This is a genomic window from Lactobacillus ultunensis DSM 16047, from assembly GCF_001436305.1.
In the GTDB taxonomy this organism is placed as follows: domain Bacteria; phylum Bacillota; class Bacilli; order Lactobacillales; family Lactobacillaceae; genus Lactobacillus; species Lactobacillus ultunensis.
Window position 1 is genome coordinate 20889 of the sequence record NZ_AZFO01000023.1, and the last position, 16396, is coordinate 37284.

Sequence of the window (16396 nt, forward strand, 5' to 3'; positions counted from 1 at the left end):
CTTCAATTAAAGTTATTATTCTATACCCACTTAAAAGTTTCGGGTCATTTATGTAAAATGTTATCACTTGTTTGATAAGTGTACTTTTTTCTTTTTAATTTACGATGCCCATCGGTATCACAAACCTTTCAATCTCTACTTGTCAACTTCTTATCTAGGTCATCGGACTCACCTTTTCTTTTTTTAATCCTCATTTTCTTTACACTCATAATATACCATATTTTTGTCAAAAATAAAAGCGCTTACATTAAATACATAAAAAAACTCGTTGCCACTTAAACAACGAGTCTATTTTCTTAATTTTTCTAAGCCTTATATCTTGATTCACCGTTTAAATAAGTTTCACTCAAAGTCATATCTGGATTCAAGATCAAGAAATCAGCATCTTTATCTGGAGCGATCGTACCACATTTATCCAAAATATGAGCACTTTTAGCAGGAACATAACTAGCCATCATGACTGCTTTTTCAGGAGTAACAATATTCCAATCAACTACATTCTTAATAGCTTGCTTCAATTGCAAGATTGAACCAGCTAAGTTGTCGCCCTCCTTCAGACGAGCCATCCCATCTTTTACATAAACAGGGAGCTCACCTAACATATAATCACCATCAGGCATCATACCGGCTTCCATACAGTCAGTAATCAAAGCAATATGTTCTGGACCAACGGCATTAATCAAAGCTCTAGCCATTGAAGGTCGTACATGATGACCGTCACAAATCAATTCATCAGTAACATTATTCAAAGCCATAGCCGCATTAGAAATCGATGGCGTGTGGTGACTTGGGTCTGGCATCCCATTATAGGTATGCGTAAACATAGTTGCACCAGCTTCAACGCCTTCTACTGCTTCTTCAAAAGTAGCACTTGAGTGACCTAATGCAACAACAATTCCTTCTTTAACAGCTTCACGAATAAATTCTTTGGATCCCTTTCTTTCTGGAGCCATTGAGATCTTGCAAAGCATGCCATCAGAAGCCTTAAGCCATTTGTTAAATTCATTGATGTCTGGATCCATCATGTATTTAGGATTCTCAGCACCAGCATGCTCTTCAGTAAAAAATGGTCCTTCAAAATGAATCCCTTGAATCTTGGCACCATGTTCTTCACCCTTATGATCCGCAAACATCTTACAGATTCTAGTTAAAGTATCACTAGCTGCAGTGATAGTGGTTGGTAGCCAAGAAGTTACACCAGCACTAAGCAAGCCCTTAGAAATCTTATCGATTCCTTCCCAGTTGCTTTTCATTACATCCTCACGCAAAGAACCGTGAATGTGAGTATCAACTAAGCCAGGTACAACCCACTTGCCTCTATAGTCTACGATCTTACCTTCAGGCTTTTTGGTTTCAGGATAAAAGAAACCAAACTTGCCATTATCTTGTACTTCAAGATAACCGCCATTTTCTGTTCTATTTTCTAGGAAAAATTTATCCGCATGAATATAATAAGTCATTTGTATCTTCTCTCTTTTACTAAAATAATCGCTTTCAATATCTTTATTATATCTGATAAAATTGGTCAATACCAGTTTTAATGCAATTGCTCAAAAAGTTTTACTTTTTTTCGTTATAATATATGGTAACAAGTTTAATTAGGAAGAAAGCAATATGACACAAAATACGCAAATAGAAAGACACCAATTAGGTCAGCTTATCGGTGCTAATAAATGTGATCATTATTATGAACTGCACTATTCCACGGGAGAAGTTGCTCGTCTTTATATTTTAGCTGACGGAATATTCCGTTATTTCCTTGATCCAGCTAAAAAATTTGATGAAAACCACTCCTCTTTCGTTGACCTCTCACAATTTGATAATAGTTATTTTGAAAAATCCAAGCCCAAAGCTACTAGCGATTCATTAATTATTCAAACCGGCAACTATCAATTAATTTTCCAACAAAAGCCTGCCGTAATGAATATTTTTGATGAAAATTTGCATCGCAGTCGTGTAATGCAGCTCAGTCCGCTTGAATTAGATAAAAATCAAACCACTGAAATATTGAAACAACATAAAAATGAATTTTATTTTGGCGGTGGTATGCAAAATGGCTATTTCAGTCACAAAGGCAAGATCATCAATATCAAGCGCGATCATATTACTGGTAAAGGCGGCGTTTTAAGTCAAATTCCATTTTTCTGGGCTAACTCTGGTTTTGGTGAATTAAGAAACACCACTGCAACTGGCAGTTATGATTTTGGAAAAACAGAAAAAGATGCCACAATTTTAAAGCATGATACGAATATCTTTGATACCTTTTACCTTTTAGGTAATTCACCTAAAGATATTTTGGCAAAATATTACACATTAACTGGCAAACCTTTAATGCCACCTAAATATGCATTAGGCTTAGGACATGTTGGCAACTTTTTAACTACGCTTTGGCAACCTGGTGAAGCTAAAGAAAGAAACGCCACTATGTTTGAAGATGGCAATTACTACACCAGAACCACGAAACCAGAAGATGCAAACGGTAAAGCCTCATTAAATGGTGAAGAAGAATACCAATTTTCTGCTCGTGCAATGGTTGATCGCTATCAAAAGCAGAACTTCAAGCTGAGTTGGATGGTGCCTAATTACCACATTCAAGATGTAGACGCTGAAGCAATGACCAATTTCAGTGATTATGCAGCTAGTCGCGATGTTAATGCCGGCGTATGGAGTGGTAACGAAACACCTAAAACTGCACCTGATACCACCTTTATTCAAACTGATACCAGTGATCCTAAGACACTTAAAGATGATGCCTTGATTTTGCGTGACAATTTAAAGCGCAAACGTCCGCTTATTTTTTCAAATACAAGTATTGCAGGCAGTCAAAGTAGGACTATCCTGGCATTTGGTGATATTGGCGGCAACTGGGAAAATATTCCAACTCAAGTTGCAGGCTTTTTAGGTGCCAGTCTTTCGGGTCAACCTTTAATTGGTAGTGCAGTCGATGGAACAGCCGGAGGCGGCAATGCTCAAATCAGTATTCGTGACTTCGAATGGAAAGCTTTTACCCCTTTGCTCTTCAATTTAGATGACCAAGGCGATTTCAGTAAAACTCCGTTTGCTTATAACAACAAGATGACCAAGATCAATCGAGTATATTTGAAACTGCGGGAACAGTTGCAAACCTACATGTATACTTTGATCTATCGAGCACAAGTCGGCGAACCAATCATGCGGCCTTTATTCTTAGAATTTCCACATGAACAAATTAATTACACGCCACAAGTTGGACATGAATTTATGCTTGGTCCTAACTTGCTTATTTCACCAATTGTAAATGGTCGTGAAGATGGTCAAGGCAATTCAAGAAAAGATAATCTTTATTTGCCAAATCACCGTACAATGTGGATTGACTTATTCAACGGCAAGAAATATTTAGGTGGTCGTGTTTACAACAAACAATCATATGCATCCTGGCATTTGCCAGTCTTTGTTCGAGGCGGTTCAATTTTTGATTTGGGTGATCGCAATTACGTCCTCTACCCACAAGGCCGTAGTAAGATGGTTACCTACGATGACAATGGCTATAACGATTATTCACGCAATCATGTAGCTACCCAGATTACAAGTGATCTCGAAGCAAGCAAGTTAACAATTACGATTGATCCAACTCAAGGTGATTTCAGTACTTTCCAAACAGAAAATACTACTAACTTGAACATCATGTGTGATGGCTACCCTGATGGTTTAACTGTTAAGATTAATGATCAAGTCGTCAACATGCAAGAATATGGTACAGTTGATACATTTGCGCATGCTAAAGAGGGTTTCTTCTTCAACACCAATTACAGCTGGATGCCTGAATTTGATCAATATCAAGATAAGAAACAAACTGCTTTACAAATTAAATTAGCTAAACGAGATATTACCGATTCTAAGATTGAGATTACAATTCGTAACTTTAGATATGGCAATGAAACTTTAGTTCATGCTATTACGGATTCGTTGCTTCGCTCACCAAAACAACCAATGGTGGAACCTGACAAGATTAGCTCACACTCATTGACAGTTGCTTGGCCACAGCTTACTGATAAAGTTCAAATTGAAGTTAACGGTATTTTACATGATGGCATCGATGGCAGCTCATTCACTTTCCATGAATTAGTACCAAATACACGCTATACTTTACGTTTACGCTATGTAGCAGGCAATAAGGTATCTGAATGGTCAGATCCATTTGGTGCAATCACTAAGCCAGATCCAATGAATTATGCCATTAATAATATTCATGTTACTAGCAGTTTAACTAGTCAGAAGGATCACCCTATTGAATACTTAACTGACTTGAAACTGGCTAGTGAATGGGAAACAATTAATGGTGTTAGCGAAGATAAACCACTCGAATTAAACTTCAAGTTTGATCATTTAGAGCACTTAAGTCGTATGGTTTGGGTACCTAGAAAGATCGATCATCAAGGAGATCCAGTTGAAGTCAGCGTAGAAACTTCAACAGACGGTGTTAACTTTAATCCTTATGGCGATCGCTTAACTTGGAAGTCCGACAGCAAGAATAAAGTTGTTGGCTTACGTGACGTAGAAGCTAAGGCAATCAGATTAAAGATTTACAAGTCTTCTGGCCCATTTGTAGCAGCTAATGAAGTTATTTTCTTCAGAGATAAGCAAGAATAGATACTGATAAAACAGGTTCAATTTTGAGCCTGTTTTTCGTTTCTGATACAATAAGATAGTTCCATTTTTTATTATGAGGGGATGCAATGAAGAAGACTATTAAAGCTGACCACAATTCGTTGACTATTACAACTAGAAGAATTACTAAAAGAGAGAAAGCTGAAACATTTATTGTTTTAACTACTCTTGCTTTAGTGCTTTGCTGGTTATTGACGAAGTAAAAAATAAAAAGAGTTCTCAGAATATTTCGTTCTGGGAACTCTTTTTATTTATTCTTTTCTTTCTGCACGGTGTTTTTTGATCATGGATGATATCCAGCTAATCATATAATATAAACTGATTAAAACAAACTGTGCATCAATCGAATAAGCAAACCATTTAAAGTTAAGAATCAATGTAATAATCAACCAAACACAATAAATAGCTTGCAATGGCAAAACAATATGATCTATTTTGCGGTTTCTAATGATTGTGTGATAGATATCATGCATGAAGTTCACCTACTTTTTACTATAATGGCCAGCAAGTAATAGACCATTTAGCTGGTACACCTAATAACCAGTGTCCATTATTCAATAAAGTTGTGTGATCAGTCGTTGTAACTACTGAAACAACAGCCACAAATGCAACTAACAATACTAAAGCAACGACAATAGTTTTCTTATTACTAGACATTACTTTACTTCCAAACATATTAACCCAAAATTACTGGTAATGTATAAATCATATGATCTTACCTACTTTTCTATATAGCTTAAGTTACATCAATAATTGTCTAGCAAAAACTTCATTATGTCTTTGCTATTTCATAAAAGATACATAATTTCATATATGAAATTAATAAGGTAAACTCTGAGAGAATTTTTCTAATCCATAAGTACTTAAAATATCTTTTATTTCTTTCGCTCTTTCAAATCTTTTAGTAAAGAGCGCTTTATAATACTGGATCAATAATTGATATACAAATAATTCAGGGATTTTTGGAACATTTTCTAATAAATCAAGAGCCTTTTGCGCTTGTTCTATATTGTGATTTTGATAGCACACGTATAAATAATTAGCACAAATACCACTAATTCTATCTTGAATCAATAATGACATTTTTTGAATATTTTTATACCGTCTAAAAATTGAATTCATCAATAAAGAAATTTGATCAAAGTCAAATAATAGCATTGCTTGTTCTAATAAGTGCAACGTAGTTGTATTTTCTGTCCAATTATCTCTTTTAAGAAATTCATTTATAATCTGTTTTTTAAGTTCAGGATCTGTTTGTTCCCCTTTATTTTCCAGAAACAGTATAACCAATTTAGTTCTCAATTTCAGATCAACTGCATTATTAAATTGGTTAATTTGCTGAAGTAAATCTTTTAACTCCTTTAAATCCTGATCATAATACGCATTCATGACTTGCATAGAAAGATTAGTTAATGAGTTATTATTACCACAAGTATAATCAGATAAAACATCCTCTATAAATGCTATTACATTAATGTGGTTAGCTGTAAGTAACAATAATATAGTTGATAAATTAACTTCTTGTGTTCCCTTTTCAATTCTTGAATATTGCGCTGGTGAAATAATATCTTTGATAAAAGCCTTCTGTGATAAGCCCACTTCTTCTCGATATTTCTTTAGTGCTTCAGATATTTTCATAAACTATCTCCTTATGCTAATAAAGTTAATTAGCAAAAAGAAGTTCTCATAATGAGAACTCCTCTATTATTTGAGCCATCCATTCCTTAACCATTCCATTGCCAAATTAAACCAATGAGCTGCATGTGGATTTTCTTGCCACTCACGCCCCTTAGTTTGCACATTATGGCGTGCTAAAGAAAAGCCATGATAACCATGACCAAATAAATGAGCCTCTGTAGAGATCTTATTTTTATTCAACGCATCAAGATATTCAATTGAATTATCAATCAACACAACCGGATCATCCCAAGCTTGGAAAATAAAAGTTTTGGGAGTTTCACGTGTAACACCGAGTGCACTATTTAATAAATCTTTCTCCTCAGGCATTTTATCCATTTGATCCTCTGGAATAGGGAAACCAATCTTTTTAATATTAATTAATGGATAACCCAAAATAGTTCGATTAGGAATTACCGCATCCTTTTTAAAACCATATTTTTCCTGATACTGTTTATTAACAGCCATGTTATTAGCCACACTGACCACATGACCCCCAGCTGAAAAGCCAATCGTCAGAATTTTATTAGGATCAAGCTGATAGTCTTGGGCATGATCTCTAAAGTATTTCACTGTTGTTAATACATCTAATCCAGCATCAGGATAGATCTTGCCCTCATCTTGAACTAGATTATATTCCATCACTACACTATTAAATCCACGATTATTAAAAGCTAACGCAACCGGTTCGCCCTCTCTTTTAGATAAATGATTAAATGAACCACCTGGTACAACTATCGCTAAAGGACGCTTTTGTTCTACTAATTCTGGATTAGGATCTAGCACATAAGTATGAATCTTAAATTTACGTTGATTAAAATTAGTTAGTGTTAGATTTTCTATTTTCATTTTTTAATCCTTTCTTGCTCATCCCCCTAGACAACATAAATGATGACAGAGGCACCGTCAAAATTACTCCTATTAAAGAATACATGATAATCAGTGCTTCATTAACAAAGAGTTTTTCATTTAAAACTTCACCAAAGGTGTAACCTAAACGGAAATACCATAAGAATAATGATAAAAAACTACCAAACATACCAAACAAAATGGTATTCATTGCTGTACCAAGCACATCTGTGCCAATTGCTGTACCACTATTCATTAATTTCTCTTCACCAATATTAGGATTATGCTTCTTGATCTCCAATAAACCTGAACTCATAGCAACAGCCGCTTCCGCAATTGCACCCAAAGTTGAAAAGATAGCAACCGTTACTGCAATCATTGGATAACTTAAGCCTGGCATCTGCGAAAGCCCGACTAACAATTCTCCCGCTTCTGGTCCAAGACCTGCAGCTTGAGCTAAATATTGACATCCCCAGATAAACAAACTAATAATTAAGCAGACCAAGAAAGCAGAATAAAATGAATTCTTAGCTACAGTATAATCATGCGTTCCTAAGAAGATAATCGTTACTAACTTTAACGGAATAAAAATCAAAGTTATAACTGCAATATTGATTCCCCATGATATCAGCATTGCTACTAAGATTAGAAGCAACGTATTGATCAATACACTGAAGAAACTTCTAATTCCAGTTTCACCGCCAACAAAAGTCATTAAAATCGCTAAAACGATGATTAAGGCCATTAGCGTACTCATTTATTCTCACCTTCTTTTTTAAACAAGCTCTTCCAATCTCTATCTTTTAAGAAGAACAAACTGCAGCCTGTCGCAAAAATTACTGTCAACACGATTCCAATTGCAGAAATCACGCTCTGTGTGGCTCCTAGGGACAATGTAAAGCCAAAAGTCGAAGCTAGAGTATTATTATCCCTTAAGTACAAAATCGTCTCTGGTAAAGCTCCAGCAATGAAGATTAGTACTAAGACATTAATCAGTGGCCCCATGATTTCTTGTCCCATAGTTCGGCCACTTTTAATTAATTGTTTCATTGTAATATCTTTCTTAGTCTGAATTAATTCATATAAACTAGAAATAATATCTGTGGCTTCATCCATAACGGCACCTAAGATACCGATCAATGTTTGTGCCAAAAATAGTCCTCGTGGATCCTGAGTTGCATAATCACCAGTTTCATACTTCATCTCGGATTCACCTGTCAGCTTCATAATGATATAGCACAATGCAAAGGAAACAAATACTCCAAGCAAAGTAGCCAACCATGTAGCTAACATTTTCTTATTAAGTCCTTGAACTATCAATAAACTAAAGAATGAAAAGATAATATCAGCTAAGCCAAACAGCAAAATGATATGTGATCCATTCAGATGAACATCCCAGATAATGATCAAATAGAAAATAGCCCAGCTGATTGCCATGGAAATAACCAACGAAATCGAATGCTTACCTGATACTGCTACCATTAAAGCTAGGGTAATTGTTACTACTAAGACTAGAACCCAATCTCGCTTAGGATTAACAATAGCCGGATCTCCTTTTTTGATATTAACAAAAATTCGCTGATGAGCACGATATTTCTGTGTTGTTAATTGCGAAGGATAGTAAACATTTTTAGTAGTATAAGTTTCACCTTTATGCTTGCCTGATAATACCTTCAAATGTAGAATTTGCTCTCGCGTTTGGTCAGTATTCTTATATACATCCTCATTTTTTTCAACCAGAGTATCCTTAATCTGACTATCTGTAATCACAGCAACTTCATCCTTATGGTAGATATCCGTTGCAAAATATGTCAGAATCGTAAAAATGGCTCCGATCACCGCAACAATAATTGCGGCAGTATAGCGTTTTTTCCATTTAAACTTCATTGTCACAACTTCCTAAACCTTATTTAGTATTACTGTAAAACAAAAGGCAGCCTAAAGTTAGGCTACCCTTGAATTCTTAAACCTTTTGTTTAAATCTTTTTTAAAACTTAAAAATTCTTTGCCACCAATGTTCCTTAGGTTCTGGCAGCTGCATATCTTCCAATGTCCGATGAACATTGGCAGTCGCACGTTTCTTAGCATTTTCTTTTGCCTTGGAAATAATTTCGTCATGCATCTCTTCTTGACTCTTGTGCACGTCCTCTCTTACTTCCTCGCGTTTTTCTGCCTCATCCTTTTTCTGATCATTACTATCAACGATTCCTGAAATATCAGGTAAAGCTTCAATTTTATCAGAATTATCCTTAGGTGCAGCTAATTGTTTTTGTGCTTCAATCAAATCTTGATTTTGCTTTTGAATCACATTCAATTGCTTTTGCAAAGAAACAATCGCTTCATTTTGATTAGAGATAGTTTTTTGCAAAGTATTAAGCAACTTAACTACTTCCTGTGTATCCATTACATCAGTTGTAGTATATGGTGTTTGCTTTTTCTCTTTCTTTGACTCATTCTTAACATCGCTAACTGCATAAATTTGACGAGCAGCTTCTTGTAAAGTAAGACCGCTATTTTTAGACAAACGGTGAAAAGCTTTTAAATCATCAATATCTTTTTGATGATATAGACGAGCCTTTTGCTTAGTCCGAGCAAAATAATTTGAATTGCCCGTAACCTTTTCCACGATTAAAGAATATTTTCTTAACGTGGCCACACTAATACCTAATTCTTTTGCGGCTGCTTTAGGAGCAGCTAATTCTTCAAAATCATGCTTGTTAGTCGTCATTACAATCTACCTCTATATTTTTCGGCGTTTAATCATGCTTGTGAAGTAAAGTCTTCTTATGATCGAAACGATCCATCCCTGCTTCAATCAAGCGAGTGATTAATTCAGTATAAGGAACGCCTGCTTCCTCAAATAACTTAGGATACATGCTGATGTTGGTAAAGCCTGGAAGAGCATTAACTTCTGTTAATACAACTTTGCCACCTGGGGTAAGCATAGAATCAATTCTAGCCATACCACTACATTCAGTAACTTCGTAAACCTTGCGCGCATTTGCTCTAACAGTATCGATAATTTCTTTTGGCAAATCAGCTGGAATTTGCAACTTAGAAGTTGAATTATCATCGTATTTGTTTTCATAAGTGTAAAATGAGCCTTTTGCATTGGTGATTTGACCTACACCTGCTACAATTGGCTTGTCGTTACCAAGAACGGCAGTTTCAACTTCAGTACCAGGAACTGTTTCTTCAACTAAGACCTTATCATCATACTTAAATGCTTCCTTTAATGCAGCTGTATATTCAGCAGCATTAGTTACATGGCTTACACCTACTGATGAACCTTGATTAGATGGCTTAACGAACATATCGCGGCCCAACTTTTCAGCAACTTTCTCATAATCAAGTTTATCATTATTCTTGTCATTATATTCAAAGCGTTTGATTGAAATCCAATCAGCAACAGGAACGCCAACTCTTTGAGCTAAAATCTTGGTAAATTCCTTGTCCATAGTTACGGCAGCAGCTAAGACGTCATCACCAACAAATGGCTTATTCATCAAACGGAATAAACCTTGCAAAACGCCATCTTCACCTAAGTTACCGTGAACGATTGGGAAGAAGACATCAATTTCTGGTAGATTTTCTAATTCAATTAAGTTAGAAATGTTGTGAACCTTGTGTGGGTTCTTAACTTGGTATGAAGGATCTTCTAATACTTTGAAACTTTCTTTTTCGTCAGCAAAGTAACCTTCATTGGTAATCCAAATTGGGTGCACATCAAATTTCTCTTTATCGATTGCTTTATAAATGTTGTGACCTGAAACAATTGATACTTCATATTCTGATGAGTTACCACCAAAAATTAATCCAACTTGCATTTTTTTAGTCATTGTTATATACCTCTTTTAAATGTTCCAAACCTTTATTATACGCAAAGAATACCAGAAAAACTCAAAATAGTAGAATATTTTTCACTAAAGCCTTTTCATAATGGTTTATAATTAATGGATAGACTAAAAATACCCTAGAAGGGAGTCAAAAAATGCTTCTACGGAAATTCTCTATCACAGCTATGATAGCTGTCTTACTGGTGTCGCTTGCTAATCAAACTACCCAAGCTGCTACTTTTACTACACAAGAAATTAACGAAGTTCATAATTTCCAAAAAGAATATGCTCAGTTAGACAAAACTAGTTATAGTATCTCAAACATTTACGCTAAGAAGCCCCACCTAAGCAAGAAATTCAATGCAGGACGTTTAAGCTCTAAATATATTCGAACACAAATTAATTACATCAACTACTATCGTTCCTTATTTGGTCTGCCAGCAGTGACTACCAGTAATACGCTCAACAATAATGCACAGCGAACTGCAGCAGTTATGGCAGCAATCAATGCCAATCCATTTGTTAACCAGCACGGATTGCCAAGTGAGAAACGACCAACATATATTTCTAAAGCAACCTGGAAAGTAGCTAAAGAAACATCTGAAACTTCCAACTTAAACTTTAACGTATCGCACCAATCAGCTGGTGATGTAATTACTGACCTAATTACTGATCATTACAACTTAAGCGGATCAGATACTGGGCACCGTGCCTGGCTTCTTTCAACTAGATTAACAACAACGGGAATCGGTGCTGCTTATGGTAGCAATGGTTATCGTTATTCTGTCCAAAAAGTTTTAAATGCTAACGACATGTTTCGTGCACCTAGTCAACCAGTAATTACTTATCCCAGCATGCGTCTCTTCCCTTTAGAACTTGCTAAGGGAAAGAATATCGTTTGGTCGGTTTACTTATCTAGCAAGACTATCAGATCAGTACCAGCAATCACTATTAAGGACTTAGATACTGGCATTGTTACTAACGGTACTCGCGTCAAGAATTACAGCACAAGCGGTTATGGTAATTTCAAGACGCTAATTACTTATTCACCTGGTAAAACACAAATTATTCCAGGCCATGAATACGAAGTTAATATTCAAGGTATTTATAAGTACACCTTTAAGCTCTTTAAGCAAGATGCCACTAACGATACAACTAATTACGCTACGGAAGAAGAAAAATCTCAGACAAATCCTAATCAAGCAAATGTTTCTCTAAATAATCAAGCAGAAGCACAATCACCAATCTTGATTCAGAATCAAATATTGAGCGCAGTAACTATGCCTAAAGCAATTATCACGCCAACTAATTCCAATAGTTTATACGACCTGCTAGCACCAAAAAGCAAATGGCAACAGAACTTCTTTATTAAAACTGCCCGTATTCAAAAGCATCTTAGATAAATAAAAATAACCAAGCAATTTAAAGTTGCTTGGTTATTTTTCTACAAAACTTTAGCTAAGAAATCCTTAGCTCTTTCACTAGTAGGATGTTCGAATACTTCTTCAGGTGTGCCCTTTTCTTGTAAATAGCCATCAGCCATAAACCATACCTGATCAGCTACTTCTCGGGCAAACCCCATTTCATGAGTAACGATGACCATCGTCATCCCTGAACTAGCTAAATCTTTCATTGTCTTTAAAACTTCACCGACCATTTCAGGGTCCAGAGCACTAGTTGGTTCATCGAACAACATTACTTCTGGATCCATTGCTAACGCTCTAGCAATCGCTACACGCTGTTGTTGACCACCAGATAAGCTAGTTGGGAATTGTTTAGCACGATCAGCTAAACCCACTTTTTCTAACAATTCTAAACCAATTTTTTCAGCTTTGGCTTCGCTCATCCCCTTAACTTTCATTGGTGCCAACTTAACATTTTCAATGACATTCATATTAGGGAAAAGATTAAAGTTCTGGAATACCATCCCCATTTTTTCACGTAATTGATCTAGTTCTTTGCCATCTTTTAAACTGGCTAGGTCTGTCCCGTCAAAAATAATTTTTCCAGCTGTGGGATGCTCCAACACGTTTAAACAACGCAAAAATGTACTTTTACCTGATCCAGACGGACCAATAATACAAATTACTTGTCCTTTTTCCACCGAAGCTGAAATATCTTTTAATACTTCATTTTTACCAAAAGTCTTTTTTAGATGTTGAATATCAAGCATTTTAGTCATTATGTTTCATCCGTCTTTCGAAATAATTAAGTAATCTGGTTAAAGTAAACGTCATGATGAAGTAAATGATCATCGCAATAAATAATGGCAAAACACCACGATAAGTTGAAGTCTGAATCAATTCAGTTTGGTACATCAATTCAGTTACACCAATAACTGATACCAATGAACTGTCCTTCAACAACGTAATAAATTCGTTGCCTAGGGCTGGCCAAATATTCTTCAAAGCTTGCGGAATGATAACGTAACGATATGCCTTAGCTTGGCTGAGTCCTAAAGATCTAGCAGCTTCGGTTTGTCCTTTAGCCACAGAACTAATGCCGGACCTAATATCTTCCGCAACATAAGCTCCAGAATTAAGTCCAATCGCAATAATACCTGCAACCAAAGCAGATAAGTTTGAAATCAGCACACCGATACCAAAGTAAACGAATAAAATTTGGACCATTTGTGGCGTACCACGAATAAATTCAATGTAGCAAACTGCGATCCAATGCAAGAGCTTGTTTTGAGATAAACGCATGAGTGCCAAAAGCATACCCAATACGATACCAATCAAAACTGAAAAGACAGTAATAACAATAGTGTAACCTACCCCTTTAATAAAGTAAGGTACATATTTTGCCATTGTATTGGTCTTTTTAGCTGTTTTCATATACTTAGCAGCTTCTGGTAAATATTCTTTATCAATTAATTTTTTCTTTTCAACGTGGTTGATTGTCTTATTAACAGCCTTAACCAAGTCAGGTTGTCCCTTAGCAATAGCCACGGCATTACCAGCTTGAGGTTCACGCAAGTCACTCTTAACAGCCAATAAGCTACTGTCATTGCTCTGGTATGCCTTAGCAATTAATTCTTCAACAACAACTCCAGACATCTTATTAGACTTCAATGCTAAAACTAAGTTATTGATCTTACCAAGTCCCTTAGCCTTAGATTTTTTCATTTGTGATTGAATCAATTGGTACTGAATACTACCAGTTTGGGCACCAACAGTCTTGCCAGCAAAGTCTGAAATCTTTTTATACTTTGCTTGATCACGTTTATTAATTAAGAAATATTCACCACTTGGTTTGTAATAGATTTTTGAAAAATCGACACTCTTTTTTCGTTCAGGGTTAGGCGTCATAGCTGAAATAACCATATCGACTTTACCTGTTTCAAGGGCTACTAAAAGTGAGTCAAAGCTCATATTCTTAATAACCAGCTTGGCATGCAAATCCTTGGCAATATCCTTAGCTAATTCAATATCGACTCCCACATACTTAGTATTTCCATTAACACTAGTTGTAAATTCAAGTGGCGGATAGTCTGCTGACGTACCCACTACAAGCTCTTTAGATTGTTTAATCTTCTTCATTACTGAGCCGCTTTCTACTTTCTTAGTAGCAGCGTAAGTAGACTGATTAAACAAAAAAAGAGTTGATATTAGTGTAATGAAAGCAAGCAATAAATTAATTATCTTTGCCTTTTTCATAAAATCGCCTAACTCTTTCGTTAAATATATATAAACTTGTTAATTAATTTTTAATTATAAAGAAAGACTATCTTTTATGCAAGCAAAAAACGCAACCATCATGCATGATTGCGTTTTTAGTCTTATTTTGCGGAAGTAACTTGCCAAGGAATTGCACAAATTATATAAATAATAACTCCTACGATGACATATTCCAGAAAGACGCTACTACCGATCTCTAATAAAAATCCAAATTCAATATTATCAGCATCAAAGATAACTGGTACTAGCGCTAATACTCCAGAAATAAGAATAAGCCAAAAACCTGTCCACATCCCAGCAGCAGATACATCATGAATCAGCATTCGGGTAGAGGTTCTAGATTTCATATCATTGATTAAAGAAAACATCGTGATAATAGTAACAATGATAATAATGATATTTACGATAAACAATAGACAGGCAATATTAGCACCCAGGGTAACTACATTCAAATTAAAAGCTTTAATAATTGCATATGGTGCATTAGTCTTCTGCTTTTTCAATTTGCTATTGATAAGCTGTGCACCGCTTGAGGAACCCTTATCAATCCCCATATTGATATCCGTAAGAATTTGATTAGCTAGATCCAAATTATTGACTTTGAATCCATGGATGCCCAGACAATACTCAATAACATGATCGGCAATCGGCTGAGTTTGCGCATTAGCCAGCAAATTTGAATTATCCTCTTTACGAGCATCAACCAGATCAGCTAGATTATCAAAATCTTTATTAACTTGCCGTACAACTACAGCTTGATTATAGCTAGTTCTGATCTGTTTTTTCATAAAAATCGGATTCAGAAAAGTAGCTGTGATAAGGGCCAATGTTGCAATTAAAAAGATTACAAAAGCAAGTACTCTTTTGTATTGGGCATTCTGTTCATGCCCCATTCGCCGCATATCAGCTCTCTTGCCTTCAACCATGACGATTCCCCTTTAGCTGAAAATTTCTTTACCTTCATCAAACATTGTATCAATTGCACGGTGAACAACTTCCATATCAGCTGACTCAATAATTTCGTGTCCATCTTTCAAGGCTTGTTCAATTTCATCAGAAGTATAATGCAAGAAACTAAACATTAAAGCACTTGTAGCATAATCAGCAAGGGCTTCAGCAGACAAGTGGTGTTTCTTACGGTCGTGATACAAACGTCCAATACCACTTGTGATAAATGCAATTCCCGTTTCTAGTTCGCTTTCTTTAACTTCAATTCCATCAAATAAATGATTGGCCTTAATCCAATCATTAAGCATAACGCCCCAGTTATCCAGGGTTGCGTTGCTGACGAAAGCTTCAGAAATAATTCTATCTAGACCTTCATCGTGCATCCCCAAAATGGCAATAGTATAAATAAATGCTTTAGTTCTAGCATATGGGGCATTACTATTCGCCATATCGTAATTATTAACTTGTTGACCTAAAGTATTAAAAAGATTACGGATAATGTCGTTAGTTAACTTGGCTTTATGCGGATAATATGACTGCAGGAGGGATTTTGAAATGCCCGATTTTTCTGCAATCATTTGCAAAGAAACATTATCCATTCCATTTTCTCTGATTAGATGGAAAGTATTTCCTAAAATAACTCTCCGTCTTTTCATATTTTTCCGTCGTGCCATTTCTGCTCCTCTATCTTTCTCTATCTATACAACACATGTCAATTATACCAATCATTACTATATTATACGCGTGGTGCTAGTTAAA

At 35.6% G+C, this 16396-nt stretch carries 16 protein-coding genes; 3 read left to right on the top strand and 13 right to left on the bottom strand.

The genetic code is table 11. The features are described 5' to 3' along the window. Positions 1–305 precede the first annotated feature (305 nt). Positions 306–1460 carry an N-acetylglucosamine-6-phosphate deacetylase gene (gene nagA / locus FC57_RS07280; protein ID WP_040530133.1) on the bottom strand — a complete coding sequence of 385 codons (1155 nt, stop codon included), beginning with the start codon at positions 1458–1460 and terminating at the stop codon, positions 306–308. A 154-nt stretch (positions 1461–1614) separates the two neighbouring features. Here nagA and FC57_RS07285 point away from each other — a divergent pair, with 154 nt between their 5' ends. Further along, on the top strand, positions 1615–4629 hold the full coding sequence (locus FC57_RS07285) for a TIM-barrel domain-containing protein (RefSeq protein ID WP_007127006.1): 3015 nt from the start codon (positions 1615–1617) through the stop codon (positions 4627–4629). Between the two features lie 86 nt (positions 4630–4715). Next, on the top strand, positions 4716–4850 hold the full coding sequence (locus FC57_RS11410) for a hypothetical protein (RefSeq protein WP_007127007.1): 135 nt from the start codon (positions 4716–4718) through the stop codon (positions 4848–4850). A gap of 48 nt (positions 4851–4898) precedes the next feature. On the opposite strand, the gene FC57_RS07290 is transcribed toward FC57_RS11410, so the two are convergent. The 8 genes from FC57_RS07290 to FC57_RS07320 all read right to left on the bottom strand — a co-directional run bounded on the left by FC57_RS07290 (position 4899) and on the right by FC57_RS07320 (position 11012). After that, entirely contained in the window at positions 4899–5120 is a 222-nt protein-coding gene (locus FC57_RS07290; RefSeq protein ID WP_007127008.1) for a hypothetical protein, read from the bottom strand. Between the two features lie 19 nt (positions 5121–5139). Then, complete coding sequence (locus tag FC57_RS10900; protein ID WP_155801067.1) at positions 5140–5304, bottom strand: hypothetical protein; 165 nt, start codon at positions 5302–5304, stop codon at positions 5140–5142. A 162-nt stretch (positions 5305–5466) separates the two neighbouring features. Further along, positions 5467–6285, bottom strand: coding sequence for a helix-turn-helix domain-containing protein (locus tag FC57_RS07295; RefSeq protein ID WP_007127010.1), 819 nt, complete (start codon positions 6283–6285; stop codon positions 5467–5469). A gap of 66 nt (positions 6286–6351) precedes the next feature. Next, positions 6352–7173: an alpha/beta hydrolase gene (locus FC57_RS07300; RefSeq protein ID WP_007127011.1), complete on the bottom strand. Its 822-nt coding sequence runs from the start codon at positions 7171–7173 to the stop codon at positions 6352–6354. Beyond that, positions 7145–7930, bottom strand: coding sequence for a YibE/F family protein (locus FC57_RS07305; protein ID WP_007127012.1), 786 nt, complete (start codon positions 7928–7930; stop codon positions 7145–7147). The genes FC57_RS07300 and FC57_RS07305 overlap by 29 nt, the downstream gene beginning before the upstream one ends. Further along, complete coding sequence (locus FC57_RS07310) at positions 7927–9060, bottom strand: YibE/F family protein (protein ID WP_007127013.1); 1134 nt, start codon at positions 9058–9060, stop codon at positions 7927–7929. Before FC57_RS07310 ends, FC57_RS07305 begins: the two co-directional genes overlap by 4 nt. Before the next feature lie 100 nt (positions 9061–9160). Continuing rightward, complete coding sequence (locus tag FC57_RS07315; RefSeq protein ID WP_007127014.1) at positions 9161–9901, bottom strand: MerR family transcriptional regulator; 741 nt, start codon at positions 9899–9901, stop codon at positions 9161–9163. A gap of 28 nt (positions 9902–9929) precedes the next feature. Then, on the bottom strand, positions 9930–11012 hold the full coding sequence (locus tag FC57_RS07320) for a D-alanine--D-alanine ligase family protein (RefSeq protein WP_007127015.1): 1083 nt from the start codon (positions 11010–11012) through the stop codon (positions 9930–9932). 152 nt (positions 11013–11164) lie between these two features. Here FC57_RS07320 and FC57_RS07325 point away from each other — a divergent pair, with 152 nt between their 5' ends. After that, positions 11165–12412, top strand: a complete 1248-nt coding sequence (locus FC57_RS07325; protein WP_007127016.1) for a CAP domain-containing protein — start codon at positions 11165–11167, stop codon at positions 12410–12412. A gap of 41 nt (positions 12413–12453) precedes the next feature. On the opposite strand, the gene FC57_RS07330 is transcribed toward FC57_RS07325, so the two are convergent. From FC57_RS07330 to FC57_RS07345, 4 genes are all read right to left on the bottom strand, one after another. Next, positions 12454–13191, bottom strand: a complete 738-nt coding sequence (locus tag FC57_RS07330) for an amino acid ABC transporter ATP-binding protein (RefSeq protein WP_007127017.1) — start codon at positions 13189–13191, stop codon at positions 12454–12456. Beyond that, positions 13184–14668, bottom strand: a complete 1485-nt coding sequence (locus FC57_RS07335) for an ABC transporter substrate-binding protein/permease (RefSeq protein WP_007127018.1) — start codon at positions 14666–14668, stop codon at positions 13184–13186. Before FC57_RS07335 ends, FC57_RS07330 begins: the two co-directional genes overlap by 8 nt. 122 nt (positions 14669–14790) lie before the next feature. Beyond that, positions 14791–15615 carry a hypothetical protein gene (locus FC57_RS07340; RefSeq protein ID WP_007127019.1) on the bottom strand — a complete coding sequence of 275 codons (825 nt, stop codon included), beginning with the start codon at positions 15613–15615 and terminating at the stop codon, positions 14791–14793. A 12-nt stretch (positions 15616–15627) separates the two neighbouring features. Further along, entirely contained in the window at positions 15628–16311 is a 684-nt protein-coding gene (locus FC57_RS07345) for a TetR/AcrR family transcriptional regulator (protein WP_007127020.1), read from the bottom strand. Between the last annotated feature and the right edge of the window lie 85 nt (positions 16312–16396).